This window comes from Peribacillus simplex (assembly GCF_001578185.1).
Lineage (GTDB): Bacteria > Bacillota > Bacilli > Bacillales > DSM-1321 > Peribacillus > Peribacillus simplex_A.
On record NZ_CP011008.1, the window covers coordinates 1,446,939 to 1,473,090 of the forward strand.

Genomic DNA, 26,152 nt, shown 5'->3' on the forward strand with positions numbered 1-26,152 from the left:
AACCTAATTTTGTTAATTTATCTTAAAGGAGATTGATTTATATGGTAGAAAAAACATTTACAGTAACTGCAGAAACAGGAATTCATGCTCGTCCGGCTACATTGCTTGTACAAGCTGCAGGAAAATTCGATTCAGAAATAAACCTTTCTTATAAAGAGAAAAAAGTGAACCTTAAGTCCATTATGGGTGTAATGTCACTAGGAATTGGCAAAGGGGCAGAGATTACGATTTCTGCTGAAGGAAGCGATGAAAATGATGCACTGAACACACTTGCTGAAACATTGAACAGAGAAGGATTAGCAGAATAATGTCCACTTTGATTAGTGGAATAGCAGCTTCAAACGGAATAGCCATCGCTAAAGCCTACCGGCTGACTGAGCCAGATCTATCGATTGAAAAAAGAAGCATAGAAGATGTCGGGGCCGAAATATCCCGTTTTAAGGATGCTATTCAAAAGTCAACAGTTGAATTGGAGATAATCAGGGATAAAGCCGAAAAGGACTTAGGGGCCGATAAGGCCGCTATTTTTGACGCGCACCTGCTTGTTTTGGCTGATCCGGAACTTATAACTCCAATTCAGGATAAAATACAATCAGAAAACGTTAACGCTGAGTTCTCCTTAAATGAAACCGCAAGCATGTTCATTACGATGTTTGAACAAATGGATAATGAATACATGAAGGAACGTGCAGCAGATATCCGAGACGTCACCAAACGGGTATTGTCACATCTTTTAGGTGTTCATATTCCAAATCCAAGCATGATTGCTGAAGAAGTGATCATCATTGCGGAGGATTTGACTCCATCAGATACAGCACAGTTGAATCCGGCTTACGTCAAAGGTTTTACGACCGATATCGGTGGACGTACATCCCATTCAGCCATAATGGCGCGTTCATTGGAAATTCCAGCAGTCGTTGGGACAAAGTCAGTAACCTCGTCCATCGAAAATGGTGACTTGGTCATTATTGACGGGTTAAAAGGTGAAGTGCACATCAACCCTACTCCTGAACTCGTAAAACGCTACGAAGAGGACCAGGAAGCCTATGCTTTGCAAAAGGCTGAGTGGGCGAAACTGGTCCATGAACAAACGGTTACAAAAGATGGACATCATGTGGAATTGGCTGCAAATATTGGTACGCCGAAAGATCTAGAAGGCGTTCATCAAAATGGCGGTGAAGGCATCGGGTTATACCGTACGGAATTTCTTTATATGGGCAGAAATGACTTTCCAAGTGAAGAAGAACAGTTCGAGGCATACAAAGCGGTGCTGGAAGGAATGTCAGGAAAGTCTGTAGTCGTCAGAACGCTTGACATAGGCGGAGACAAGGAGTTGCCGTATTTAGAGCTTCCTAAGGAAATGAATCCTTTCCTTGGATACCGAGCGATTCGCCTCTGCTTAAATGAGCAGGAGATTTTCCGGACACAGCTTCGTGCCCTGCTTCGTGCAAGCATCTACGGAAATTTGAAAATCATGTTCCCAATGATTGCGACACTAGGCGAATTCCGCGAAGCAAAAGCCGTCTTGGCTGAAGTCAGACAGGGATTGCTTGATAATGGTGTTCAAGTTGCTGAAAAAATTGAAGTCGGAATTATGGTTGAAATCCCTTCAACTGCAGTAATGGCTGATATATTTGCTAAGGAAGTCGATTTCTTCAGCATAGGCACCAATGACTTGATTCAGTATACGATGGCCGCTGACCGAATGAATGAGAGAGTATCTTATTTATACCAACCATATAATCCAGCGATTTTACGCCTGGTTAAAATGGTTATAGATGCAGCTCATAAAGAAGGGAAATGGGCCGGAATGTGCGGTGAGATGGCTGGAGATGAAGTGGCCATCCCGATCTTGATCGGAATGGGCCTTGATGAATTCTCAATGAGTGCCACTTCTATTTTAAAAGCACGTTCATTAATCAGCCAACTTTCACTTGAAGAGATGAAAAAACTATCTCAAGAAGTTTTAGTGCTGGATACGAATGATAAAGTGAAAGAAGCGGTAATTAACGCTTTGAAGCAATAAATAATGACAAACGGCACCCCATCCCCTTCGGTTGGGGTGCTGTCCTGTAATTTTTCTTAAATCTTTTTAGAAAGAATGTTTATTGCAACAAAATGGGGGTAAATAAGAAGCAAGCACAGTTGTTTGTCTCTATTAGGGCAGCTGACATTCTCATTTCCCCCTTTGTCGCCGGTTGGTTAATCCAACCGGCAGTTTTTTTGAGTTTTTCCAAAGGAAATAAAAAAACACGGGAATGATTATTCAAATTTTTCACTTTTCGATTATGACGATATAATGGAATTATAATTTATTTATCGAAAATGGAGGATTGATAGTATATGGAACTACATTTGAAAAAGAAAAATGCTTTGATTTTAGCTTCAAGCCAAGGTTTGGGGAAGGCGATGGCAGCTGAACTGGTTAAAGAAGGAGCAAATGTCATGATAGCCAGCCGTGATGGAGAAAAGCTTGCCGCCGTCCAAAGGGAATTATCACAGCTTGGGGCGGGTAAAGTGGCTTATATGGCAACGGATATAACAAAAGCTGAAGATATTAAAAGCCTTGTTGAGCGAACAGCTGAGGAGTTCGGCGGTATCGACATTCTTATTAATAACGCCGGAGGTCCTCCCGGTGGTTCATTTTCAGATTTCAATGATGAAGAATGGCAACAATCTTTTGAACTTAATTTATTAAGCTTCATCAGGACGATCCGTGAGAGCTTGCCGCATCTAAAAAAACAGGGCGGAAAAATTGTTAATATTGCATCTTCATCCATTAAGGAGCCTATTCCAGGATTGATATTATCGAATACATTCCGCACCGCAATCGTGGGATTGTCAAAGACGCTTGCTTCCGAGTTAGCTCCAGACGGGATTTTGATCAATACAGTTGGTCCTGGAAGAATTGCAACAGACCGCATTCAGCACCTTGATAAAATGAATGCAGAGAAACAAGGCGTCACTCCCGAGAAAATAACTGAACAATCCATAAATAAAATCCCTCTTGCCCGTTACGGGGAACCCGAGGAATTTGCTAAGTTCGTTACTTTCCTTGTTTCAGGTGCGAATACATATTTAACCGGCCAGTCCTATTTGGTTGACGGGGGAATGATAAAGTCCATTTAAGGTTTTTTGAAACAAAATGATTGGGAGGAATTTGCAGTGACGAAATCAAACGAAGTTATCGGATTCATAGGTTTAGGAGTTATGGGAAAAAGCATGGCCGTAAATCTACTAAAGGCAGGGTTTGAGGTATTTGTTTATACCAGGACGAAAGAGAAGGCAAGTGAATTGCTTTCACAGGGCGCGAAGTGGGCATCTTCACCTAAGGAAATAGCACAGTTAGCTAATGTGATCATTTCCATGGTAGGATACCCTAGCGATGTGGAAGAAATTTATTTTGGAGAAAATGGGCTTATCGAGAATGGGAAAAAAGGAACCCATTTAATCGATATGACGACCTCCACTCCATCCTTGGCCATGAGAATATCAGAGGAAGCCAAGAAAAGAGGAATGCAATCATTGGATGCACCGGTTTCCGGAGGAGACATCGGTGCTCGTGATGCGAAGCTTACGATAATGGTGGGCGGGGATAGTGAGGCATTTGACGCGGTTCGGCCCATTTTTGATATTATTGGCAGCAATGTTGTACATCAAGGCCCAGCTGGGTCAGGACAGCATACGAAAATGTGCAATCAAATCGCCATTGCATCTAATATGATCGGAGTAACTGAAGCGATTTCTTATGCCAAAAAGGCGGGATTGGATCCAGACCGGGTTCTAAGAAGCATATCATCGGGTTCTGCCGGTAGCTGGTCACTGTCCAACCTTGTGCCGCGAATGGTCAAAGGGGATTTTGAACCAGGTTTTTATATCAAGCATTTTATTAAGGATATGAAGATTGCACTTGACGAAGCGGAAAGAATGGGAATGGAGGCTCCTGGATTAAGCCTGAGCAAATCCCTATATGAGGGGCTGGCAGAAGCTGGCGAGGAAAATAGCGGTACCCAGGCATTATATAAACACTATAATTAAGTGCTAGCATTTCTTTTTCATGAATAAGCTGATAGCGACAGCCTTTATAAAAAGGAGCGATCGATATGGGCGAATTCGATGATATCAACATGAAATTCCAAGAATTAGAAGATGGTCGATATATTGTCAGGATTGAAGGTTATAAACGCGAAAAGACCATTCACCAAACAAAGCCCATTCGTTGGGATCTGAAATTAATGAATGAAAGTCCGCTAATCTTGCCGGTGAAATTCAGTCATATCGAAACGAATGCCGGTTTCCAGATCCTGATGCGCGAGTTGAAAAGTTTAGGTCTTTCTAAGCCGCGCTCCGCAAAGGAATTTGAAGAAGTGATGGCTGACTTACTCGGTTCCATCGTTGAAGTGAGCCTTACCACGACAAATAAAGAAGAAGGATATCGGGAAATTCGTTTTTTACGGAGATTGTATTAGTTGTCCGGCCTGGTGAAAAACAATCAGTAGCCTGAAATCTTTGAGAATAGGAAAGTGGCCCTCAATCATTCCATTGAAGGCCACTTTTTTTGTCCGAGTCGCTCAAGATAAAAATGCTTCTATACGGTCCAAAGCCTTTTCCAATGTTTCCATGGAATAGGCATAGGAAATCCTAAAGTACCCTTCCCCAAGTGGAGAGAAAGCGTCACCAGGGACTACCGCCACTCTTTCCTGTTTGACAAGATCGAGGCAAAAGTCAATGGAAGAGGTATAGCCCTCAGGTAGCTTTATAAAGAAGTAAAAGGCACCATTTGGTTTGACTATTTCCAGTTTCATCGCTTCTAATCTACTGTATACGTAATCCCGTCTCCGTGCATACTCGGTCTTCATGGGAATGGCATCATCCTTACCTGCCGTCAATGCAGCCAAGGCAGCTCTCTGCGATATGGAGGAGGCACAAGTCACATTGTATTGATGGACCTTCAGAATATGCTGAGAGATGGCTACCGGCGCAAATAGAAGGCCTATTCTCCACCCGGTCATGGAATGGGACTTGGATAAACCGTTCAGGACGATGGTTTGTTCTTTTAAGAAAGTGGCAATCGATACATGTTCCTGATCAAATACAAGTTCACTGTATATCTCATCAGCCAATATGAAGATGTCCTTGCCCTTTACAAGTTCGGCAATGTCCAATAATTCTTCGGCAGACAATGTTACACCAGTCGGATTCGATGGATATGGAAGAACGATGCAACGAGTTTGATCAGTTATGTACTTTTCAATTATATCTGCAGTCAAACGAAATCCATTTTTTGTTGTATCGGCGTAAATGGGTGTTGCACCGCACATTTTGATGATAGGTTCGTATCCTGGATATACCGGCCCTGGTAATATGACTTCGTTCCCTGGAATGAGAATCGTTCGAAAGGTAATGTCAATGCCCTCGCTGGCACCTGAGGTCACGATGACTTCATTCGCTGGATCATAACCAAGCTTGTATTTATCCTTTATATATTCAGAGGCAGCTTCCCTTAATTCCAAATAACCGGCATTGTGAGTATATACAGTATAATCATTATCGACGGCTTTTTTTGCCGCTTCTTTTATATGCATTGGAGTGGGAAAGTCAGGCTGTCCTATCGTTAAGGAAATGGTGCCTTCGATATCAGCGACCATATTGTAGAATTTACGGATCCCTGATATTTGAACGTCTTTTACTAAAGGGTTTATTAAATGTTCCATGATGAATATCCTCCCTTTTCATACTTCATGAGATTATGTACTATGTTTGACAGATTCATTCTATTTTATCATTTAGTTTGGATGGGGGAGAAATACTTTTTGAGATTATTGAATTAAAGGTATAATGAATGATAAGAAAATTTTGAGGGTTGATACAAATGATAAGGACTTGTGCAATTACTAATAACCAAGAAATCAGTTTCGGTTTACCTCTATCAGAAATGAATAATCCGGATATCGAGTGGTATTGGGTGGATTTTTCCAATCCCACAAACAATGAAATCAAACTTTTATCCAGTCATTTTCACTTTCATCCGCTGGCAATTGAAGACTGCCTGGATGATTTTAACCAACGTCCCAAAATGGATTTTTATGAGGACTACCAATTTCTTGTAATACATGCTCTCAGGCAAAAGATCTTTAGGGCGGTTGAATTGGATATGTTCGTTGGAGAAAAATGGATAGTCACTTTTCATAAGGAAGAAATGCTTGAACTTGAAAAGGTCTGGGAAGAGATTTCTGACAATAAAATGTTGAAGCATGGTCCCTTTTTCTTGATGCACAGGATAATTGACAGGATTGTTGATGAATTTTTCCCTCCCGTCTATAAAATAGAAGGCGAGTTGGGTAGCATTGAGGACAATACTGAAAATGAAACGATAAACGATTTGATGGATCAGCTATTCGATTTACGTACGGATATGTCCAGGCTCCGTCGTACCATATTACCGATGCGTGATTTATTGTACAGGATGATTTCATCAGAGCGGCTGAATTACTTAAAAGACCAGCACCTATATTTTAATGATGTGTATGATCATCTTCTTAAATTAACTGAAATGCTGGAATCTTATCGGGATTTCTCCTCCGATATCCGGGATAGTTATTTGTCGGTGAACTCTAATAATATGAATTCAACGATGATGACATTGACTGTAATCACTACCATTTTCATGCCGCTGACCTTCATAGTAGGCGTATATGGGATGAATTTTAAGTATATGCCGGAATTGAATTGGCACTATGGCTATTTCATCATCCTTGGAATGATGGGCGGAATTGCCTTGATGATGTTTTTATACTTTGTTAAAAAAGGTTGGCTCAATCCAAGGAAAAGGTCATGAGAGAGCTAAAAATACCCAACTGACCTGTTAGTTATATGATGGGAAAAATACCGAATTTATGAGTGCTAGGTGTTGAAATGGAAGTTTTGGCTGTTGACAGTCCAGATGAAAGCGGGCTGGTTACGCTTTGGCGCGAATATCATTGATGGAATTATAATAGGAAACCCTACTGGAATCTTATCGGTTTTTATGAGTATTTTTTTTGAGTGGAGCCATGGAATTAGAGGAAAAGACAATGGATCCTTTATTTTTACCCATGCTTAGCTTTCTTTATTATAGTGTTATATTCCTCTATATGGTAAGGGAGTGTCGGTAAAATACTCCTGAATATTAAAGTGACGGATTTATATGGAGAACGAATCGGGTTTGGAAGGGCTGCAGGGCGTTATTTTGCAACGATCCTATCAGGTATGATCATTTATATTGGTTATATCATGGCAGCGTTTACGTCGAAGAAACAGGCACTTCACGATATGATTGCGGAATGGTAATGGTAAAAAAATGAGCTTGGTAAAAAGGGGACCTGTATGGGTCCCTTTTTTGTTTGGCCTTAATAGATAAACACATCTTGATCCTTTTTTATCATTGCGCTAAACAAAAGACAAAATTAACCGAATTATTAGGTATGTGTTGATGATAAAAAAACATGATAGGTCCATGTAACTGACAAGCAGGATTTTTATGCTGGTTAAAAGATTTAGGGAATTATAAAAAGTAAGAGAAGGGCGAGATGAAATGGAAACTAATAAAGGGATATTACTGGAAAGTGGTACAAATGAGCTGGAGATAGTGGAATTCGGCATCGGTAAAAATAAATTCGGCATTAACGTAATTAAGGTGAAAGAAATCATTAATCCTGTTCCTATCACGCTTGTACCTCATTCCCATCCAAATGTGGAGGGGATCATTGAGCTTCGCGAAGAAGTCCTGCCGGTTGTGAATGTAGCGGATGCTTTAGGATTTCCGCCATCTGAAACCCCTGAGCAGGATAAATTCATATTCGCTGAATTCAATCAGCAAAAAGTGGTTTTCCATGTTCACACTGTAACACAGATCCATCGTATTTCCTGGTCTCAAATAGAGAAGCCTTCGGATATGTATCAAGGGCTTGAAAGTCAGATTATCGGAGTAATAAAATTAAAAAGCGAAATGGTACTGTTACTCGATTTTGAAAAAATAGTGGTCGAAATCAATCCGGAATCGGGAATAAACATTCAGCAGGTTAAAAAGCTTGGTAGCCGACAAAACTCAGATAAGAAAATCCTGATTGCAGAAGATTCTCCATTACTGAGAAAGCTGCTTTTAGATACATTGACGGAAGCTGGATTCAAGTACTTGGAGTTTTATGAAAATGGACTTGATGCAATTAATTATCTGGAGAATTTGATTGATTCAGGAAAGGCCGAAAAAGAAGTGCAACTTGTGATTACCGATATTGAGATGCCCCAAATGGATGGTCATCATTTGACTAAAAGAATAAAGGAAAGCGGTGAACTCGCAGTATTGCCGGTGATTATTTTCTCTTCCTTGATTACGGACAGCCTGCGTCATAAAGGGCAGGTCGTAGGGGCTGACGCCCAAATCAGCAAACCCGAAATTGCTGAGCTAATAAAATTGATAGACAGGTTTATATTATAAATGTGAAAACGGGCCGATGAGGCATTACCTCACGGCCCGTTTGATTTATCCGGAATTCTTACTTAATACTTGGAACCTTTTCCTAAAAAGGAGGATGGGAATGGATTGTGAAAAGGTTGCTTGACCGACCCGCGCCCGTAAGCCCTTTTCTCGGTATTGGTTGGGGTCGGTTGTTTTTCACCTGCTTGTCCAACGTAAGATTGCAGGATTTGTTTGGCCTTGGATAATGACAACGCAGCTTTAGGATTACGTATGGATGCTGCCCGGCTGCCGAGGTGGGGTAGTTTTTTCAAATCTTCCTTAGTGGGAGGCAGATGAAAAACATATGATCCGCATTCGACAATCACGTCGGATTGTTGTGCTGCAAAGCGAGGGTTATCAGAGAAATGAAGTCCAATCTTCTTCGCTTTTCCTTCTTGCATAAGCTTGCTTAATGCGAGCCGTTTCAAATTATACAAATTTTTAGGCTCCAACGCAGTTTTTGCGTGCTTATTAACAATAAACACGGCTTGGGCAAGGGAGTTAATCGAAAACTCATCCCTTTCAGAATGTCCTTTCGTTTGGTTCATTATGGAAACTCCTTTTCTTAATAAGGTTAGAAGGGCATTGCAGACTCCTTCAATAAAAACCTGTTTTTATAATGGGTGAAATATAGACGTGTGCCAATAAGGCAAGAAATAGTTAAAAATTAATGCATGTACATATCTAGGCTATGACAATCATTTCCCAACACTTTACCATCTATGCATTTCATATTATACCACTTCAAAATATATAAGGAAGTAAAATTCAATCGGATGCCTTTTAAGCTTAGAAAAAGAAGGCGTTTAATGACGCCTTCTGTCCAATCCTTATCTAGTGTATATATTGATATTTTCGGATACTCCAGCCTGTGCGCCGAATTGTTGTTGCTGGTAGCCCTGAAAACCTTGATAAGCAGGGTAAGCAGGGTAAGCAGGATAAGGAGGGTAAGCGGGTGGAAATGGGGGAGGATATGGAGCGTAGACTGGTGGACGGTTATTGAATAGCAACGGTCCAATTGCCAATCCTGCAACAAAAGCTACAGGCGCCAATAGAGGAAAGAAAGGAAAGAAGCGCTCGTCATTCCAATATTCAGGTCCATATTCATTCCCATATGCATTTCTATATTCGTTCTGTAGCATCAGGGTTTGTGGATAGTGGTAGTAAGGAAAATGCTGTACTTGCATAATTAGCCTCCTTTTCTCTAATTCTTTACATAGTATGGATTTTTTTTAGAAAAGAGCCTGTTTCATCTTAATCTGTTATAATGAATCTACTTGTGAGAAAAATTTGGGGTGACTGTAATGGATCGGTTAAAAAGCTTTATTGCCGTCGGTTTCGGAGGAGCAGCGGGAGCGTTATTGCGTTATTGCGTAATCTTGACCACTGCCCATTCCTTCTTCCCGTTTGGAACCCTCTTAATAAATATAGTAGGCAGCTTTTTACTTGGCATGATAAGTGGCTATTTTGCCTCAAAAAAGAAATCGTATGTTTTTTTGGCTCTGGGAAGCGGGTTTTGCGGCGGTTTCACCACGATGTCCACGTTTTCCCAAGAAATGGTGAATCTATTACAGACTTCTCTGCCATTTGCAGGACTGTATCTTGTGTCCACGCTTTTATTTGGTTTGGTCGCCGGTTTCCTCGGACTGTGCCTTTCTAATATAAGGAGAGGTGAGACCTTATGATAGAATTTTTTTCAGTTTTTATAGGAGGCTTTTTTGGAGCATCCTCTAGATATGTCTTACAGATTATTTTTAATAGGCTATTGCCAGGTGCCTCATTACCCATTAGTATTTTACTGATTAACCTTATAGGATCTTTCGGTTTAGGAATGGCATTTCCACAGAAAGAAAGCTGGGCTTTATCTTTACAAGTTTTCATTACAATAGGTTTCTTAGGAGCTTTTACGACCTTTTCCACGTTCAGTATGGAAACACTAGAACTTATTAGAAAACACCGTTATATAGATAGTCTTATCTATATAACGGTGTCGGTTATAGGTTGTATCGGAACTTTCCTGTGTGGCTACTTAAGCATGTTATGACTTTATGCCGCTTACCTATGTTTGCTGGTAAAAAAAACCTGGTTTTCTCAGATATACATCTAATGCTATAATTCATAAGAATACATTACAAATGATTTATGGAACAAGTTGTTTTAGTCGCACAGGTTTTGTTAATAAGTCTGGCGGTTTTCCCCTGTGTTCTTTTCTTATCATTTTTCGGCTTGGAATTCGTAAACCGTCAACTCAGGACGCGAAAGAAAACGATAAGGGAGCCGGGTAGTGCCAAGCCCTCTATTAACATGTAACGTTAACGAATCGATTTCATACGTGCCTTCTCGGTACTTTTCAGCGTATGGGGGAGTTACAAGTGCTCCGGCAAAGGGAATTTGTACTTGGCCCCCATGACTGTGACCGCTTATTTGATACTGGATGTCGTAAGTCCTTGATATGTCGGCAAGGTCAGGAGCATGCGAAAGCATAATGGTGAACACTTCTTCTGGAATGCCTGAAAGGGCTTTTTCAAAATCCGGTTTTCCAAGCATAGCATCATCAACCCCGGCAATGAATATTTCTTCTGCCGTTAATAAGGTAATCTTAGTCGAGGTATTTTGCAGCATGGTAAAATGAGATTTATTCATGATATCGCTGTAAATTTCCGAGCCATATCCCCCATGATCATGGTTGCCATAGATGCTGAATTTTCCAAGCGGCGCTTTGAGCTGATTCAAAACAGGAGGGATTTTCTGTTGAGCCTTGTATTTATTAGGCTGGTCCATTAAATCTCCGGTAAATAAAATAACATCCGGGTCGAGTTGGTTTATCTTATTGACAATTGCTTGTAAATCTTTAAGCTGAAATTGAAAACCTAAATGAGTATCACTGAATTGGACCATTTTCATGCCATGGAAACCTTCAGGGATAAGGGGATGTCGAATGATTTTATGCTTGGTTTCTAACCATTTCGGCTCCAAATTATGGGCATAATAGCTGCCGCCAATACCTAAACCGGTTAAGGTAGCCAATGTACCAAGGCTTTTTTTTAAAAATGTTCTTCTGGATATGGGTTTATTCAAATTAATCAACCTATCTAATATAAAAATGTTACTTCCTCATACTAACAAACAATATTCATAAAATGAAGAAAATATCTTCTGTACGCACATGAAAAACATGTAAACTGGGGTTTAATGAAACCGTATCCGGTTTGAAATTGAACATCTATACGGAGGTAACATGATGACCGAACCAATGTTTATTACACTGATTATACTTCTATGCGCCATTGCGCTTTTTATACAAGGAAAATTCCGCGCAGATTTAATTGCACTTAGTGGACTTTCCATACTTGGTTTACTGGGGATACTTACATTGGATGAGCTAGTGGCCGGGTTTGCGAATCAAGCGGTGATCATGCTGGCTGGGCTATTTATCGTCGGTGCCGGCCTTTTAAATACAGGAATCGTGGAAAAGGCAGGAAATAAGTTGTTAGGTTTATGCGGGGGCAGTGAATGGAAATCGCTGCTTATCGTCATGCTTACAGCTGGAATATTAAGTGCGTTTTTAAGTGGAACGGGCATTGTTTCCATACTGCTTCCGCTCGTTATGAGCATGGCTTTACAACAAAAAACAAGTCCGACAAGGTATTTATTGCCCCTTGCCTATGCAAGCAGCATTGGCGGACTATTAACACTTACCGGTACACCCTCCAATATGGTCGTTGCTGATGTATTACGGCAAAACGGAATAGGAACATTATCATTTTTTGACTTTACACCAGTGGGCTTAATCGCTTTTGCAGCAGGATTATTGTTCATGTTGACACTTGGGCGCCTGTTACTACCCGAGAAAACGATTGCCGCGAACAATAGTGTCAAGGGACTGTCAGCAGGGGAGCTTGCCGGCATGTACAAAGTGTATGACCGATTGCATTATCTGCATATACCCGCTACTTCCGATATTGTTGGGGAAAGGCTGTCAGACCTTCAGCTTCCTATCCAGTATGAATTGACTTTGATTGAAATTCAGCGGAAGCCAAAGGATAAGCAATTGCCGCTGTTGCAAAGACAGCTGACGATTCCAGCCAGAGCGGATGAAGTTCTTCATCCTGAAGATATCATTTTGGTGTTTGGGGAAGAAGAAGCAGTTGAGAGATTGGCACTTAACTATGAACTGGAGTTTAAGCATTTCAATACCGAACAAATAAAAAAACATTTTCTAAGCAGTAGATTTGGATTGACGGAAATATTGATCGTTCCGAATTCGGATTATGAAAACCAGACCTTGATAGATGTGCATTTTCGTGAGAAATACCAATGTAATGTGCTGGCAATCAATCGGAATGGTGAATATATTCAAGCGGATGTCGGTACGGAACGTCTGAAACCGGGGGATGCAATCCTGATACATGGAGAATGGGAGAACATTGAGAGGATATCCTCGGATTTACAGGATGTCATCGTTATTGGCAGTACTTCGGAAGACGGCTCTCCGGTCAACTCCAAAGGTAAAACATGGATTGCCTTGGGCATCACTGCATTGATGGTCATTCTTTTATCGATGGAGTCAATCCCTGCTGTGCTATCAGTATTGACGGCCGCATTGTTGATGGTAATCACTGGCTGTGTCCGTTCGATGGAAGATGCTTACCAAAAGATTAACTGGGAACCTGTTCTATTGATCGCCGCCATGTTCGGAATAACGGCAGCATTGGATAATACGGGTGGAGTAAGAATGATAAGTGATTGGCTGGCCGTTCTATTCAGTAATATCGGGGCACATGGCATATTAGCTTTCTTTTACCTCCTGACACTTATCCTAAGCCAATTCATCCCGTATGGAGCAGCCACGGTAATCATGACGCCCATTGCCCTGACGTCTGCAGTGAATCAAGGAATCGATCCTCTTCCTGTATTTTTATGCCTTGCAGTTGCAGGCAGTTTGGCGTTATCCACGCCTAGGGTTGCCACTACAAATGCGCTTGTCATGACAGCAGGTGATTACAAGTATAAGGACTTTATCGTGATCGGGATATCCATACAGATCTTCATCGGCGTTATCATGGTGATAACCATCCCATGGTTCTTCCCTTTTTAATTAGTCATTAAGGCATTGTTCGATTTATGAACAATGCCTTTTCGACGAGGAATCGTTTAATTTCCTTCAAAAATCATGACTGAAAAAAGAGTTATGTTGTAGGAATTAAAATTATATATTATCAATACTAGAAACTAATGGTATAATTTTTGCATATTGGTGTTTCGTAATTAGGGGGAAGATGCATCATGGATACAGAAAAAATATTGAAGAATTTAGACAGGGTGACACCATTCTTTCAACCGATTTTCAGTGCAGATCAACATCAGGTAATCGGATATGAAATTTTAGGGCGCTATGAGGAACAATCAGAATATAAAAGCCTTGGCCCTTTTTTTCACGATTCTGCAGTGCCGGAAGAGTACAGGGTGGAAGTGGATAATTACGTTCTTGAAATAGCCTTGGAAAGAATAAAAGACTATGGTGAAGATTTTCTTATCTTTATTAACAGAGATCCAAATTTGCTTATGCTGGATCATGGCGAAGAATTCATGGAGATTTTACATCGTCATTTTCAACCGGAGGAAATGCACCGGATTGTGCTGGAATTATCAGACACGATCAGTCCGGAAAACTTAGACCCTTTGCAGCATGTGCTCGCTTATTTTAAAACATATGGGATTAAGATAGCTCTCGATCATTTAGGACAAGACACGCAATTGGACCGAATTGCACAAATTTCTCCGAATATTTTAAAAGTTAACCTGGACCAGCTTCGCATATCAGGTGGAGATGCCTATCAGGTCATACTGTTTTCTCTAAGCATGCTTGCGCGAAAAATAGGCGCCAATCTACTATTTGAGAACATTGAGTCTGAATACCAGCTCCGCTTTGCATGGAAAAACGGTGGACGATATTATCAAGGGTATTTTTTGGCGAAACCGGAAGGTGAGTTCATCAATAAGGATTTATTGCGTGAAAAATTCCATCAAGAATGTCAGTCCTTCATTTCACTTGAGACCAAGAAGCTTGAAGCCGTTTATCAAAAGACTTCGCAATTCAACGAAAATATGCAAAGCTTCTTAAAACAGCAAAAGCGAGTTGGCTCCCATGAAGATTTTCTTCGTAGTTTGGCGAAAAAATTGGATTACATATGTTTTCGGCTTTATATTTGTGATGAAGAGGGGTATCAAAAATCACCCAATATCCTCCATAAGGACGGGCAATGGTTAGTACAACCCAAATATATGAATAAAAATTGGAGCTGGAGACCTTATTTTCTCGAAAACATCGTAAAGATGCGTAATGAGAAGAAAGGAATTTTATCCGATTTATACAGTGATATCGAAACGGGAGAAACCATCCGGACCTTTTCGTATCCCCTGAATGATAAGGAATACATTTTCTTTGATCTTTCTTATAGTTATTTATATGAAAATGAAGCCCTTTTATAGAAAAACGGTTCATGAATATAATCGCTTGAAGTGTGTAACGATAAGCAGAAATGATGCACTTGGAGGAGACATATTTTGAGCACGTACATCTGGATTTTAATCATAATCGTTACAGTCATGGTGTTATATCTGCTCTTTTATACTTATTCTGTAGCAAGGGCACAGAAAGTGAAAGCCAGATATGATTCGACTATTGATGATTCGGTTAAAGAACATCCGTATTTAAAGAACCCGGTATTCGTTTCCCTTTTTGTCGGGACGGTTTTGGTTGCCGGTTTTATTTTTTACTATGCTTTTCAATAATTGTAAGAGGGAGATTTCAATTTCATGAAATCTTCTTTTTTTATTGTGAAGGAATGGGCAATGGTATCAAGGTATCCCGGAGAATTTGATTTTGTAGTTTGGCTTTGATTTTGACGGGTATTGAAAGGCATAGGCAAAAATCAGAACCATTAGGAGAAATTCTATAACTAGGAGATGATTGTAATGAGGAAATATCTAGTTGCATGTCTTGCCAGTGTCCTTCTTTTTTTAGGAGGAGGGTTAACAGCTTCAGCGGAGGGTTTACATAGAGAGGAAGTACTATCTTTAGTACAAGATGCCATGGAGAACCAAGGCTCGATCAGTGAGGAAGTACGTACTAAGGAAGCGATTGAAGGGAAGCTGGATGAACATTTCACAGGTGATTTCATCAAGAAGTTTGTCAGAGCGAATGTAGTGAAAGTCGATGGCGGTTATACCACATTTGGATCAGATTTCGCTCCGTATTATATCCCTTTTTTCAGTTATGACAAGAATACGGAAATTGTATATGGGAAAAACGGTGATGTCATTTATGTTCAAGAGGAATTCCAGGGCACTGGGGACGGACCGGTATCGATGGAAAAACATGTTGAATCAGTTACATTGAAAAAGGAGAATGACGTTTGGAAGGTAATGGACGTAAAGTATGAAAGCGAAAAAATGAGATGAAGTATTCAAAAGGAAAGTCTTCCTTCATCTGAAAAATATGGAGCCTGAAAAAGTCTAGAGGAGGGCAGCCTTCTCTAGACTTTTTGCTATATATTCAGTTCTTTTTTTATTTCGTCCAGTTCAAAACCGATAATGGCTTTCCCATCGATGACGACCGTTGGCGTGGAATAGGCGCCATATTTATTCGTTAGTTCTTTACGTGCATGTCCATCTGCTTTAATATCCTTTTCTTTGTATACGACATTATTATCATCAAAGAACATTTTCATGATTTTGCAGGGAGGGCAATCAGGTTGGGTATAAAGCGTTACGTCTTTCATTTCATTCCTCCATGTATGCTATATGTAAGATGTACTTATACATTATAGAGAATCGCAGGACATTTGAATAGGGAAAAACCTTGAAGGAACCTTTTTACTTAACCTTTTCCTGTTTTATCAGATAGTCTATCAGCCCCATGGAACAAACGTTTACGTCCATGGCGATGATTTCAAAAACGGGATGATCAGTAATGATTCCTTTTTCACCTAAATGAACCGCGACTTCCGTGAAAATATTTTTACTGGTTGCCGCTACTTGTTCCTCAAAGCTATCATATTCCCTATATGCCGATTTGGCAGTCTCCACAAATATGGGCAGCCAATAATGAAGTTGTTTATAAACTTCCTTAGGGTTTTCCGATACCCCGTAATGACCAAAATATATACGCTCGACGCCGATGCTTTCGTACAAATCCGCTGCAGCAAGCATCGCATCGGGATTAAATTGGTTTGGTGATGTGGATGGTAAATAAAATTCCAAACCTTCTTCATCAAGTTCACGATAAAAGATGCCAACGGTGTCACCTGAAAACATGCCTTTTGATACGGAATCGAAAATGCTTAAATGATGGTTTGCATGCCCTGGGGTGTCATAAAAGGTCAAGGAGGAATTATCACTGGTCTTTAGGGCTTCCCTATCATGTAAAGTCAGCATTCTTTCAAATGGAATAGGTAAAATCGGATTGAAAAGCTCATTGAATTTTTCACCATAGACAGCTTTAGCCCCAGCGATCAAACGTGTTGGGTCTTCTAGATGCCGTGCACCTTTTGGATGGACGATCACTTTGGCGTTCGGACAATGCTGTAAAAAAAGTCCCGCTCCACCTGCATGGTCCAAATGTATATGGGTAAGAATGATATATGTAATATCCACAGGGGAGATTCCCAAATCTTCAAGACCCTTCATTAAATGGGGGATGGAAGGGCTGGCGGAAGTTTCGACTAAAGTGATGTCTGTATCGGCAATTACATATGTTCCTGTTCGATTTCTTCTATTCAAATCAAAACCATCAATCAATGAAATGCGATAACCAAGTTCACTAATGTTTTGCAACTAGAATCTACCTCCAGAAAATTTTTCATGTACAAAATCCATTCCTTATTTTATTCTGTTAATAGTGCCATGTAAAGAATGAAGTTTTAAATTATTCTGAATTTATTTCAGCGTGGCTACTGGATAGAAAAGTATGGTATAGTGAAACCTATCGAAAAGGTTTTATTCAGAAAGGAGAGGGAGTATGTCTCAATTACAGGGCATTCTTACCAGATTGAAAAGTCTTCAAGAGCAAGCGAAGGAATCTGAATCTGCTCAACGTTTTTTTGAAATAGATGGTGTGAAAAAGTGCCAGGTTACATATTTCAGCAAAACAGAAATGTTCGAGCTTGAAGTATACAGTGATAAAGGGAAATCAGCAAAATATCAATTCGATAATATTGATATGATTACCATTGAAATCTTTGATCTTCTTCAATCTTAAAAAATCATTAAAAGTCGCCTTCCCATGGAAGCGGCTTTTTTTATTGTGCATGAAACCGTTCAATTATTACTTTTTGAATGAAGAAGTGATTTTTACGACATCTTATTAATTGGAGGGATAAAAATGAAAAATCCAATGGTAATTTGTCCTGTTTGCGGAGAAGAAAGGGAAATGGAAAATGTATTAACGGCACAATCAAACCAAAATGTGATTTATCAATGCCCGGAATGCGGTTTTAAACAGGTTAACATTAAAACTAGTAAGGGGTAAGGAGCTTTGTCAAAATCCCACAGTTGGGGATTTTATTGATCTAGGAATGAGCCTTTTCTGCTTACATATGTTAAACTAATGAAAGAGCTGTATATAAAAACATATGGTAAGGGGTTTTAACATGATCGGTACTCATGATGGGGATTTATTGGAATCCAGCGTTAAAGACTTAATGATTTCTTCTGAACGCGTGGCCCACGTGCAGGTAACCAATAATTTAGAACATGCACTTTTGGTATTAACAAAGAGCGGTTATACGGCCATTCCTGTGTTAGATCCGATGTATAAACTGCATGGCTTAATCAGCACACCAGTCATTCTTGATTCAATTTTGGGACTGGAACGAATTGAATTCGATAATCTTGAGAATAAAAAAGTTTCTGAAATAATGAATATAGAAATACCTCGCCTGCATATTGAAGATACTTTGACAAAGGGTGTGGAATTGTTAATCGATCATCCGTTTGTCTGTGTAGAGAATGACGAACATGTATTTGAAGGTATCTTAACTAGAAGAGCAATCTTGAAAAAAGTATTTAAACAAAATACAGCTGAATAAAAATGTAAGGCTGAATATGGTTAACCTTAAGACTCGCCAGTTGGCGAGTTTTCTTGTTTTTTACATATTTGTACCAGTTGATGGTAAAATCTAAAAACAGTTATTACTTATTAGGAAAGGATGGCGGAAATTGGGCCAAGCAGTGGATAGTGCAAAAGTGCAGAATAAAAAATTGAAACGTCCCTTCGTTTTAGCTGCCATCATATTGGCTATGTTTATGAATGCTATTGAAGGAACGATCGTTTCGACGGCTATGCCAGCCATTGTAAGCGATTTAGGTGGTTTTTCACTTTACAGCTGGGTGTTTTCAGGCTATTTGTTAATGAACGCTGTGACAGTCTTGATATATGGAAAGCTCTCAGATATTCTCGGTAGAAAACCTGTCTTATTATTTGGGATCGTTGTTTTCTTAATTGGCTCCCTTCTTTGCGGCTTTGCCAATTCCATGACGGAACTCATCATTTATCGCTTTGTACAAGGTTTTGGGGCAGGGGCTGTAGCTCCAGTAGCTTCAACGATTGTTGGTGATATCTATAAAAATGAGGAGAGGGCACGCGTTCAAGGGTATCTATCGAGCGTTTGGGGCATTTCAGCGGTAATGGGGCCGGCTTTGGGCGGCATGCTCGTTGAATCCCTGACTTGGAAGCTTGTATTTTGGGTTAATATTCCTCTGGGCTTACTATCTTTTATAGGGATTTGGTTTTTCCTTCATGAAAAAATTGAAAAGAAAAAACGTGATATCGATTACCTTGGTGCAACCCTATTGACGTTATCCATATCCACTCTTATGGTGATACTCGTAGAAGGGGGAGTAAAATGGTCATGGGCTTCAGCTCCAGTCATTTCCCTGGCATTAGTGGCCATAATCGCCTTTATCTTATTCATTCTTCAGGAAATGAAAGCAACCGAACCGATGATGCCTTTTGAAATCTGGCAGGAGCGCTCCATCCTGATTGCGAATCTTGTATCTCTGACGACAGGGGTGATGATGATAGGATTATCAAGTTTCCTCCCAACATTCGTTCAGGGTGTGATGGAACGCTCTCCTACGGTAGCTGGGTTTACATTGACAGCCATGTCAATTGGCTGGCCGATCGCTTCAATGGTATCAGGCAAGTTATTGATGAAAATAGGCTTCAAAGCGACCTCCCTCATTGGAGGGTGCTCGCTGATCCTTGGGAGTTTGATCCTAGTATGGATGAAGCCAGAAGCAGGGCCCCTTATTGCTGCCATGGGATCCTTCTTTGTCGGTGTAGGGATGGGTTTGACCTCTACCTCATTCATTGTCGTCATTCAAAAAACAGTCAGCTGGGAACGCAGGGGGATTGCGACAGCTTCTAATATGTTCATGCGTAATTTAGGAAATACGGTAGGTGCAGCATTACTTGGAGGAATCATGAATACGAGACTTCAAGCCTATTTAAACGAGCATGCACCATCCGGTTCGGGAGTGACGATAGATACGGCAAATAAACTGTTGAACAGTGAAGAACGTACGAAGCTTCCTGAAAATGTGGTAAAAGTTTTGCAGGAAGGACTTACATTGTCTTTACAAACGATTTATCTCATTGTTCTAGTCTTCTCAGTAATCAGTTTCATGTTACTTACAAGACTAAGAAAGAATAAGAAGGCATATGAGAATAAGGCAGACTCATAATTGAAGCTTGCCTTTAAGTGGAAGGGAAATGCGACTCGGATGATCAATGGAATCGATCATGCGATCGAGACCGTATGTTGAATTTCAGCTGTCGATGTGCCTGCATTGAATGCTGCAAAACTGATGACCAGCAATAATATGATCGTAAAAGGATATTCACTCCATTTCTTTTCCCTTGTAATATATGCGGACTTTGTTGATAATTAAATGTAAATAAATTAAGTCAGCATGATAAGAATTAATTATCAAGAGGTTGGTGTGTATGTCGTTTTCAGAATTTCATTTATTATCTGTACTTGCTCAGGAGATGAATATGAGAAAAGCTGCTGAGCGGTTGTTCGTTTCCCAGCCGGCTTTATCACAGCGTTTACAATCAATAGAAAAGGATTGGGGATCGAAACTGTTTCTGCGTTCACAAAAAGGGCTGTCGCTGACGCCTGCAGGGGAAGCGGTAATCCGTTTGGCCAATGAGGTAATAGAAAAAGAGGAAAAGGTCAGGGAAAGTATCCAAGCTATGGATCATGAAGTATATGGTACTTTGAAAATAGCCTGTGCCTCGATTGTCGGTCAAAATTGGCTTCCGCAAGTATTAAAAAAATTCGTCCAAAAATATCCCTATGCCAAAATTTCGTTAATCACTGGCTGGAGCAGTGAGATTTTAAAGTCTTTGTATGAAGGGCAAGTACATATTGGCATCATAAGGGGAGCCCCGGATTGGAAAGGGGTTAAACAGCATTTATTTACAGATATGCTTTATTTGGTGGATACTGAAATGAAGGAACTGAATCAAGTGTTTGAAACGGACCGGCCATTCATTCAGTTTAAAAGCGATTCGAATTATTACCAGGAAATTCAGGACTGGTGGCACCGACAATTTAAAACGACACCCAAAAACACCATAGTCGTGGATCAAATCGAAACATGCAAACAAATGGTATTTAACGGCATTGGATATGCAATCCTGCCTGCCATCACTTTACATGATAAAGATACGAATGTTTTTAAAATCCCTCTTCTAGATGGGCATAATCACTCAATCGAACGGGATACATGGCTTTGCGGCTATGAATCTGCTTTCCAGTTAAAGCAAGTCCAAGCATTCACGGAAGTGGTAAAAGAGCATATTCGCCAACAAGGAATGTTATGAATCCGAGGACGAAAATGTCAATAGGGCAGAATAATATTTAAGAGTGACATTCAACTTGTCTTGCCGGCATTTGTCTGTTAAATTTAAGACGAGTAATGATACATATTTAGGAGGTTTTACCCGGAATGAATAAAATGGATGCAAATGAAATTATTTCTTTTATCTCAAATAGTAAAAAATCGACACCAGTAAAAGTATATGTCAAAGGTGATTTAGAAGGTATGGATTTTGGACCTGCTTCTAAAACCTTCATTACAGGAAATACAGGGGTTGTTTTCGGTGAGTGGTCTGAGGTCGAAGAGGCAATCGAGGCAGCGGGGACAAAAATCGAGGATTATGTAGTTGAAAACGATCGCCGTAACTCTGCCATTCCTTTATTGGACCTAAAAGGCATCAAAGCCCGTATCGAGCCTGGAGCAATAATCCGTGACCAAGTATCGATCGGTGACAACGCAGTGATCATGATGGGGGCATCGATCAATATTGGCTCCGTCATTGGTGAAGGCACAATGATTGACATGAATGCAATACTGGGCGGACGTGCAACAGTGGGTAAAAACTGTCACGTTGGTGCAGGTGCAGTATTAGCAGGTGTCATCGAGCCTCCTTCTGCACAACCGGTCATTTTGGAAGACGATGTTTTAATCGGAGCTAATGCGGTGGTTCTTGAAGGTGTGAAAATCGGTCAAGGTTCAGTTGTAGCGGCTGGTGCAATTGTAACGAAAGACGTTCCGCCTTACTCAGTGGCTGCTGGTATCCCGGCGAAGGTCATTAAACAAATTGATGAAAAAACTAAATCAAAAACAGAGATCATGCAAGAACTTCGCCAACTTTAATTTCTTAAGTGAATATTGCCTTAAGCGTGGATATAATTATCCACGCTTTCTGTATAGGAGGGAATAATGTGAAAACAAATCCTTTTGCCGAGATCCGGCGTGATTTGCATCAAATACCGGAGATAGGATTTAAAGAATATAAGACGCAGCGATATCTATTGAATTACATAACGAATCTTGCCTCTGAACGAATAGAAATAGAAACTTGGCGAACGGGGATATTCGTGAAAGTGAAGGGAAGGAGCCCTCGGAAAATAATTGGCTATAGGGCAGATATAGACGGTCTGCCGATAAAAGAGGAAACTGGGCTGTCCTTCGCATCCAAACATGAGGAACATATGCATGCCTGCGGCCATGATTTTCATATGAGCATCGGTTTGGGATTATTGACGTATTTCGCCGAAAATCAAATCGATGATGACTTGCTCTTCATTTTCCAGCCAGCAGAAGAGGGCCCTGGTGGTGCGGAACCGATGCTTAAATCGGAGACCATGAAAAAGTGGAAGCCTGACATGATCCTTGCTTTACATATTGCTCCAGAGTATCAAGTTGGAACGATTGCCGTTAAAGAAGGGCTTCTATTTGCCAATACATCTGAATTGTACATCGATTTGAAAGGTAAAGGAGGGCATGCAGCCTATCCACATGAAACAAAAGACATGGTCATCGCGGCCTGCTCGCTTGTAGGGCAACTGCAAACCATCGTTTCGCGGAATGTAAATCCACTTGATTCAGCTGTCATTACAGTTGGGAAGATTACTGGAGGAACCGTTCAAAATATTATTGCGGAGACAGCGCGTTTAGAAGGCACAATACGAACCCTTAACCCCGAATCGATGGTAAAGGTCAAGTCAAGAATAAAAGCGCTTGTGGATGGTATACAAGTTGGATTTGAGTGCTTGGCAGAAATCGACTATGGTGCGATGTATCACCAGGTGTATAATGAAGAAAGGCTGACCCGGGAATTCATGGAATTTACAGACAAGGCATCGGATGTTCATTTGCATCGCTGTACTGAAGCGATGACCGGTGAAGATTTTGGATATATGTTAAAGGAGATTCCAGGTTTCATGTTCTGGCTAGGGGTTTCATCAGAATACGGATTGCACCATGCTAAGTTGAGTCCGGATGAAAGTGCGATTGAACTCGCGATTAACCATTTAACGGATTATATAACGTTTAAAGGAAACAGAGCTTAAAAAACGCTTTTTAGTACGTAACATTAAAGAGAGAACGAATGATGTTGGAGGGCTTATTGTGAAAAAAGAATTTGCGGTGATTGGACTTGGCCGTTTTGGCGGCAGTATAGTCAAGACATTGGCTGAAGAGGGATTAGGAGTTCTGGCCATTGATGCAGACGAAGATCGAGTGAATGAATTTGCCAGAATAGCTTCTCATGCCATAGTAGGGGATACCACAGATGAAAATGTGCTGAGAAACATAGGAATTCGTAATTTTGATCACGTCATCGTAGCGATTGGCGAGAATATTCAAGCAAGTATATTGACGACTCTCATGCTTAAGGAATTGGGTGTCGGAAATGTTACGGTAAAAGCGCAAAATGATTATCATGAGAAGGTTCTTCGTAAAATCGGGGCCGACTTCGTTGTGCACCCCGAACGAGATATGGGGAGAAGGATTGCACATAATATCGTCTCCAATAATATTCTCGATTATTTGGAGCTATCTGATGAACATTCCATCGTCGAAATTGTTGCAAGCCAAAAGATGAATGGAAATTCGATATTTGATCTTGATATCCGCGCCCACTATGGGCTGAATATCGTCGCGATTAAAAGAGGGAACGAAATAAATGTCTCCCCACAGGCAAGCGATTTAATACATAAAGGTGATATATTGATCGTCATCGGAGCGGATTCGGACATCAATCGTTTCGAAAAAAAGATTGTAGAATAAGCAAGCGTCCTGCTAAATTAGTATCAGGCAGCGCTCACTTTCTTTTATCAAAGGAAAACAAAAAGGTTTCGGAATGGTCTCATTCCGAAACCTTTTTGTTGGTTTTGAAGCAGATACCGGGAATAGCCTGCAGCGAAAATTTTTTTAAGTTCCCTTAAGGTAGTCCAACGCATACAATACTTCTTTTGCGTCTTTCGAATTCACGCTCTACCGTTTCTACGTTCCAATCACCGGTCAAATTTAGTAATCCTAAAAAAACTGTGGACAAACTCAATTATAATCGAGTTTGTCCACAGTCTGAAAACCCAGCCATATGATGGCTGGGTTTTTTTTGTTTATTGGACTTCCATGATGATCGGTAGGATCATAGGACGGCGTTTAGTTTTTTCATATAGGAATGGAGATAAAGTGTCTGTAATTTCATTTTTAATTTCAGACCATTGAGTAGTTTTGCGATCCATCACTTTATTTAAATGCTTAGTGATCAAGGATTGAGCATCACTGATCAGGTCTCCCGATTCCCTCATATAAACAAATCCGCGTGAGATGATGTCAGGGCCGGACGCAATTTTGAATTCCTTCATATTTATGCTGACAACGACAACCACAAGACCTTCTTCGGAAAGAATCCGACGATCGCGTAAGACGATATTACCGATATCCCCGATGCCGCTTCCATCGATATAAACAGAGCCTGAAGGGATTTTACCAGCAATTTGTGCTGTGTTTTCACTTAAGGAAAGAACTTCACCATTATCCATGATAAAGCAATTTTCTTCCGGGACACCGCAATCGACTGCATGACGGGCATGAAGTTTTTGCATGCGATATTCACCATGGATTGGCATGAAGAATTTTGGCTTTATCAAACGAAGCATTAGTTTTTGTTCCTGCTGTCCGCCATGACCTGAAGTATGAATATCATTCAGTGGCCCTGAAATGACGTCTGCACCTGCACGATATAATTGATTAATCGTTCTGGAAACACTGATTGTATTACCAGGAATAGGTGAAGAAGAAAATACGACTGTATCACCAGGAATGATTTGAATTTGACGGTGAGTCCCATTTGCTATCCTTGACAGTGCTGCCATTGGTTCACCTTGGCTGCCTGTACAAAGGATGGTTACTTTGTTCGCAGGCATACGATTTAATTGCTGTACATCTATAAATGTATCTTTAGGCGCTACGATATAACCAAGGTCTTGGCCAATTGATATGGCGGAATCCATACTGCGGCCAAAAACAGCTATTTTACGGCCATTAGCCACGGCTGCTTCTACAACTTGCTGAAGGCGATGGATGTTCGATGCAAACGTTGCAAAAATGATCCGGCCGTCAACCTTACGGAAAATGTCTTGAATGGTATCGCCGACACGGCTTTCAGACATAGTGAAGTTCTGCACTTCACTATTTGTGCTGTCCGAGAGTAAGCACAATACGCCTTCTTTGCCAATTTCAGCCATCTTGGTTAAGTTTGCTGGCTCACCAACAGGTGTGAAGTCGAATTTAAAATCACCAGTATGGACAATTTGCCCAGGTGGCGTTTTTACAACGATTCCATAAGAATCAGGGATACTGTGAGTTGTGCGGAAGAATGAGACGGAAGTCTTCCGGAACTTGATCACTTCATCTTCACTGATTTCAATCATGGTTGTCTGACGTAAAAGGCCGTGTTCTTCCAATTTATTCCGAAGTAATCCAAGTGCAAGCTTCCCGCCGTACACAGGGACATTCACTTTTCTAAGTAAATAAGGAATCCCGCCAATATGGTCTTCATGGCCATGCGTGATGAAAACACCTTTAATTTTATCTACATTTTTCTCTAAATAGCTGTAATCCGGAATCACATAGTCAATACCGAGAAGTTCATCTTCAGGAAATTTAATTCCAGCATCAATGACGATGATCTCATCTTGAAACTGAACAGCATATGTGTTCTTACCGATTTCGCCTAAACCGCCCAGGGCGAATACAGCTGTTTGATCATTTTTTACAAATTTCATA

29 protein-coding genes are annotated in these 26,152 nt (G+C 40.6%); 22 read left to right on the forward strand and 7 right to left on the reverse strand.

Going from position 1 to position 26,152, the window contains the following annotated elements; all coding sequences use genetic code 11:
* Positions 1–41: 41 nt before the first annotated feature.
* The 5 genes from UP17_RS06775 (at position 42) to UP17_RS06795 (ending at position 4,469) form a co-directional block, all read left to right on the forward strand.
* The gene (locus UP17_RS06775) at positions 42–308 is read left to right on the forward strand and encodes a phosphocarrier protein HPr (protein WP_061462235.1); all 267 of its coding nucleotides are present in this window, start codon (positions 42–44) and stop codon (positions 306–308) included.
* Positions 308–2,026, forward strand: a complete 1,719-nt coding sequence (ptsP, locus tag UP17_RS06780) for a phosphoenolpyruvate--protein phosphotransferase (protein ID WP_061462236.1) — start codon at positions 308–310, stop codon at positions 2,024–2,026. Before UP17_RS06775 ends, ptsP begins: the two co-directional genes overlap by 1 nt.
* A 317-nt stretch (positions 2,027–2,343) precedes the next feature.
* Entirely contained in the window at positions 2,344–3,129 is a 786-nt protein-coding gene (locus UP17_RS06785) for an SDR family oxidoreductase (protein WP_061462237.1), read from the forward strand.
* 6 nt (positions 3,130–3,135) lie between these two features.
* Positions 3,136–4,038, forward strand: a complete 903-nt coding sequence (locus UP17_RS06790) for an NAD(P)-dependent oxidoreductase (RefSeq protein WP_284149563.1) — start codon at positions 3,136–3,138, stop codon at positions 4,036–4,038.
* A gap of 65 nt (positions 4,039–4,103) precedes the next feature.
* A complete protein-coding gene (locus tag UP17_RS06795) occupies positions 4,104–4,469 on the forward strand; it encodes a hypothetical protein (RefSeq protein ID WP_061462238.1) in 366 nt (121 codons plus the stop codon).
* Positions 4,470–4,571: 102 nt separating this feature from the next.
* Here UP17_RS06795 and UP17_RS06800 read toward each other — a convergent pair whose 3' ends face one another.
* Positions 4,572–5,714: an aminotransferase A gene (locus UP17_RS06800; protein WP_061462239.1), complete on the reverse strand. Its 1,143-nt coding sequence runs from the start codon at positions 5,712–5,714 to the stop codon at positions 4,572–4,574.
* Between the two features lie 158 nt (positions 5,715–5,872).
* On the opposite strand from UP17_RS06800, the gene corA reads away from it, so the two are divergent.
* The 3 genes from corA to UP17_RS06815 all read left to right on the forward strand — a co-directional run bounded on the left by corA (position 5,873) and on the right by UP17_RS06815 (position 8,476).
* A complete protein-coding gene (gene corA, locus UP17_RS06805) occupies positions 5,873–6,838 on the forward strand; it encodes a magnesium/cobalt transporter CorA (RefSeq protein WP_061462240.1) in 966 nt (321 codons plus the stop codon).
* 335 nt (positions 6,839–7,173) lie between these two features.
* Positions 7,174–7,329, forward strand: coding sequence for an RDD family protein (locus UP17_RS28645; RefSeq protein ID WP_250211769.1), 156 nt, complete (start codon positions 7,174–7,176; stop codon positions 7,327–7,329).
* A 244-nt stretch (positions 7,330–7,573) separates the two neighbouring features.
* The gene (locus UP17_RS06815; RefSeq protein WP_061462242.1) at positions 7,574–8,476 is read left to right on the forward strand and encodes a chemotaxis protein; all 903 of its coding nucleotides are present in this window, start codon (positions 7,574–7,576) and stop codon (positions 8,474–8,476) included.
* 62 nt (positions 8,477–8,538) lie between these two features.
* On the opposite strand, the gene UP17_RS06820 is transcribed toward UP17_RS06815, so the two are convergent.
* Entirely contained in the window at positions 8,539–9,045 is a 507-nt protein-coding gene (locus tag UP17_RS06820) for a YkyB family protein (RefSeq protein ID WP_061462243.1), read from the reverse strand.
* Positions 9,046–9,327: 282 nt separating this feature from the next.
* Positions 9,328–9,684 (reverse strand): hypothetical protein, encoded by a 357-nt coding sequence (locus tag UP17_RS28455; RefSeq protein ID WP_208857048.1) that lies wholly within the window; start codon positions 9,682–9,684, stop codon positions 9,328–9,330.
* Positions 9,685–9,801: 117 nt separating this feature from the next.
* Here UP17_RS28455 and UP17_RS06830 point away from each other — a divergent pair, with 117 nt between their 5' ends.
* The gene (locus UP17_RS06830; protein WP_061462244.1) at positions 9,802–10,182 is read left to right on the forward strand and encodes a fluoride efflux transporter FluC; all 381 of its coding nucleotides are present in this window, start codon (positions 9,802–9,804) and stop codon (positions 10,180–10,182) included.
* Positions 10,179–10,541, forward strand: a complete 363-nt coding sequence (gene crcB / locus UP17_RS06835) for a fluoride efflux transporter CrcB (RefSeq protein ID WP_061462245.1) — start codon at positions 10,179–10,181, stop codon at positions 10,539–10,541. The genes UP17_RS06830 and crcB overlap by 4 nt, the downstream gene beginning before the upstream one ends.
* A 170-nt stretch (positions 10,542–10,711) precedes the next feature.
* Here the strand turns inward: crcB and UP17_RS06840 are convergent, their stop codons facing one another.
* Entirely contained in the window at positions 10,712–11,575 is an 864-nt protein-coding gene (locus UP17_RS06840; protein ID WP_061462246.1) for a metallophosphoesterase, read from the reverse strand.
* A 163-nt stretch (positions 11,576–11,738) separates the two neighbouring features.
* On the opposite strand from UP17_RS06840, the gene UP17_RS06845 reads away from it, so the two are divergent.
* From UP17_RS06845 to UP17_RS06860, 4 genes are all read left to right on the forward strand, one after another.
* Positions 11,739–13,595 carry an SLC13 family permease gene (locus UP17_RS06845; protein ID WP_250211770.1) on the forward strand — a complete coding sequence of 619 codons (1,857 nt, stop codon included), beginning with the start codon at positions 11,739–11,741 and terminating at the stop codon, positions 13,593–13,595.
* 188 nt (positions 13,596–13,783) lie between these two features.
* The gene (locus tag UP17_RS06850; RefSeq protein ID WP_061462248.1) at positions 13,784–14,989 is read left to right on the forward strand and encodes an EAL domain-containing protein; all 1,206 of its coding nucleotides are present in this window, start codon (positions 13,784–13,786) and stop codon (positions 14,987–14,989) included.
* Between the two features lie 75 nt (positions 14,990–15,064).
* The gene (locus UP17_RS06855) at positions 15,065–15,292 is read left to right on the forward strand and encodes a hypothetical protein (protein ID WP_061462249.1); all 228 of its coding nucleotides are present in this window, start codon (positions 15,065–15,067) and stop codon (positions 15,290–15,292) included.
* 183 nt (positions 15,293–15,475) lie between these two features.
* Positions 15,476–15,961, forward strand: a complete 486-nt coding sequence (locus UP17_RS06860; RefSeq protein WP_061462250.1) for a DUF3993 domain-containing protein — start codon at positions 15,476–15,478, stop codon at positions 15,959–15,961.
* 86 nt (positions 15,962–16,047) lie between these two features.
* Here UP17_RS06860 and UP17_RS06865 read toward each other — a convergent pair whose 3' ends face one another.
* A complete protein-coding gene (locus UP17_RS06865; RefSeq protein WP_061462251.1) occupies positions 16,048–16,281 on the reverse strand; it encodes a glutaredoxin family protein in 234 nt (77 codons plus the stop codon).
* A 94-nt stretch (positions 16,282–16,375) separates the two neighbouring features.
* The gene (locus UP17_RS06870; protein ID WP_061462252.1) at positions 16,376–17,335 is read right to left on the reverse strand and encodes an MBL fold metallo-hydrolase; all 960 of its coding nucleotides are present in this window, start codon (positions 17,333–17,335) and stop codon (positions 16,376–16,378) included.
* 184 nt (positions 17,336–17,519) lie between these two features.
* Between UP17_RS06870 and UP17_RS06875 the strand changes: the two genes are divergently transcribed.
* From UP17_RS06875 to UP17_RS06905, 8 genes are all read left to right on the forward strand, one after another.
* A complete protein-coding gene (locus tag UP17_RS06875; protein WP_061462253.1) occupies positions 17,520–17,759 on the forward strand; it encodes a YkuJ family protein in 240 nt (79 codons plus the stop codon).
* Between the two features lie 123 nt (positions 17,760–17,882).
* Positions 17,883–18,029, forward strand: a complete 147-nt coding sequence (locus tag UP17_RS28225; protein ID WP_089362373.1) for a hypothetical protein — start codon at positions 17,883–17,885, stop codon at positions 18,027–18,029.
* A 121-nt stretch (positions 18,030–18,150) separates the two neighbouring features.
* On the forward strand, positions 18,151–18,588 hold the full coding sequence (cbpB, locus tag UP17_RS06880; protein WP_061462254.1) for a cyclic-di-AMP-binding protein CbpB: 438 nt from the start codon (positions 18,151–18,153) through the stop codon (positions 18,586–18,588).
* Between the two features lie 130 nt (positions 18,589–18,718).
* On the forward strand, positions 18,719–20,245 hold the full coding sequence (locus tag UP17_RS06885) for an MDR family MFS transporter (RefSeq protein WP_061462255.1): 1,527 nt from the start codon (positions 18,719–18,721) through the stop codon (positions 20,243–20,245).
* Between the two features lie 262 nt (positions 20,246–20,507).
* The gene (locus UP17_RS06890) at positions 20,508–21,392 is read left to right on the forward strand and encodes a transcriptional regulator CcpC (RefSeq protein WP_061462256.1); all 885 of its coding nucleotides are present in this window, start codon (positions 20,508–20,510) and stop codon (positions 21,390–21,392) included.
* A 125-nt stretch (positions 21,393–21,517) separates the two neighbouring features.
* Positions 21,518–22,228, forward strand: coding sequence for a 2,3,4,5-tetrahydropyridine-2,6-dicarboxylate N-acetyltransferase (gene dapD / locus UP17_RS06895; protein WP_061462257.1), 711 nt, complete (start codon positions 21,518–21,520; stop codon positions 22,226–22,228).
* A 68-nt stretch (positions 22,229–22,296) separates the two neighbouring features.
* Positions 22,297–23,427 (forward strand): N-acetyldiaminopimelate deacetylase, encoded by a 1,131-nt coding sequence (locus UP17_RS06900; protein WP_061462258.1) that lies wholly within the window; start codon positions 22,297–22,299, stop codon positions 23,425–23,427.
* A 58-nt stretch (positions 23,428–23,485) separates the two neighbouring features.
* Positions 23,486–24,145, forward strand: coding sequence for a potassium channel family protein (locus UP17_RS06905; protein ID WP_061462259.1), 660 nt, complete (start codon positions 23,486–23,488; stop codon positions 24,143–24,145).
* Positions 24,146–24,480: 335 nt separating this feature from the next.
* On the opposite strand, the gene rnjA is transcribed toward UP17_RS06905, so the two are convergent.
* Positions 24,481–26,151: a ribonuclease J1 gene (gene rnjA / locus UP17_RS06910; RefSeq protein WP_061462260.1), complete on the reverse strand. Its 1,671-nt coding sequence runs from the start codon at positions 26,149–26,151 to the stop codon at positions 24,481–24,483.
* Position 26,152: the final 1 nt, after the last annotated feature.

Coding starts and splice junctions, on each gene's coding strand:
- UP17_RS06890 (WP_061462256.1), top strand. CDS start 20,508: ATGTCGTTTTCAGAATTTCATTTATTATCTGTACTTGCTCAGGAGATG.
- UP17_RS06830 (WP_061462244.1), top strand. CDS start 9,802: ATGGATCGGTTAAAAAGCTTTATTGCCGTCGGTTTCGGAGGAGCAGCG.
- UP17_RS06845 (WP_250211770.1), top strand. CDS start 11,739: ATGACCGAACCAATGTTTATTACACTGATTATACTTCTATGCGCCATT.
- crcB (WP_061462245.1), top strand. CDS start 10,179: ATGATAGAATTTTTTTCAGTTTTTATAGGAGGCTTTTTTGGAGCATCC.
- UP17_RS06875 (WP_061462253.1), top strand. CDS start 17,520: ATGTCTCAATTACAGGGCATTCTTACCAGATTGAAAAGTCTTCAAGAG.
- ptsP (WP_061462236.1), top strand. CDS start 308: ATGTCCACTTTGATTAGTGGAATAGCAGCTTCAAACGGAATAGCCATC.
- UP17_RS06850 (WP_061462248.1), top strand. CDS start 13,784: ATGGATACAGAAAAAATATTGAAGAATTTAGACAGGGTGACACCATTC.
- UP17_RS06865 (WP_061462251.1), bottom strand. CDS start 16,281: ATGAAAGACGTAACGCTTTATACCCAACCTGATTGCCCTCCCTGCAAA.
- UP17_RS06860 (WP_061462250.1), top strand. CDS start 15,476: ATGAGGAAATATCTAGTTGCATGTCTTGCCAGTGTCCTTCTTTTTTTA.
- UP17_RS28455 (WP_208857048.1), bottom strand. CDS start 9,684: ATGCAAGTACAGCATTTTCCTTACTACCACTATCCACAAACCCTGATG.
- corA (WP_061462240.1), top strand. CDS start 5,873: ATGATAAGGACTTGTGCAATTACTAATAACCAAGAAATCAGTTTCGGT.
- UP17_RS06775 (WP_061462235.1), top strand. CDS start 42: ATGGTAGAAAAAACATTTACAGTAACTGCAGAAACAGGAATTCATGCT.
- UP17_RS06820 (WP_061462243.1), bottom strand. CDS start 9,045: ATGAACCAAACGAAAGGACATTCTGAAAGGGATGAGTTTTCGATTAAC.
- dapD (WP_061462257.1), top strand. CDS start 21,518: ATGAATAAAATGGATGCAAATGAAATTATTTCTTTTATCTCAAATAGT.
- cbpB (WP_061462254.1), top strand. CDS start 18,151: ATGATCGGTACTCATGATGGGGATTTATTGGAATCCAGCGTTAAAGAC.
- rnjA (WP_061462260.1), bottom strand. CDS start 26,151: ATGAAATTTGTAAAAAATGATCAAACAGCTGTATTCGCCCTGGGCGGT.
- UP17_RS06815 (WP_061462242.1), top strand. CDS start 7,574: ATGGAAACTAATAAAGGGATATTACTGGAAAGTGGTACAAATGAGCTG.
- UP17_RS06800 (WP_061462239.1), bottom strand. CDS start 5,714: ATGGAACATTTAATAAACCCTTTAGTAAAAGACGTTCAAATATCAGGG.
- UP17_RS28225 (WP_089362373.1), top strand. CDS start 17,883: ATGAAAAATCCAATGGTAATTTGTCCTGTTTGCGGAGAAGAAAGGGAA.
- UP17_RS06785 (WP_061462237.1), top strand. CDS start 2,344: ATGGAACTACATTTGAAAAAGAAAAATGCTTTGATTTTAGCTTCAAGC.
- UP17_RS06795 (WP_061462238.1), top strand. CDS start 4,104: ATGGGCGAATTCGATGATATCAACATGAAATTCCAAGAATTAGAAGAT.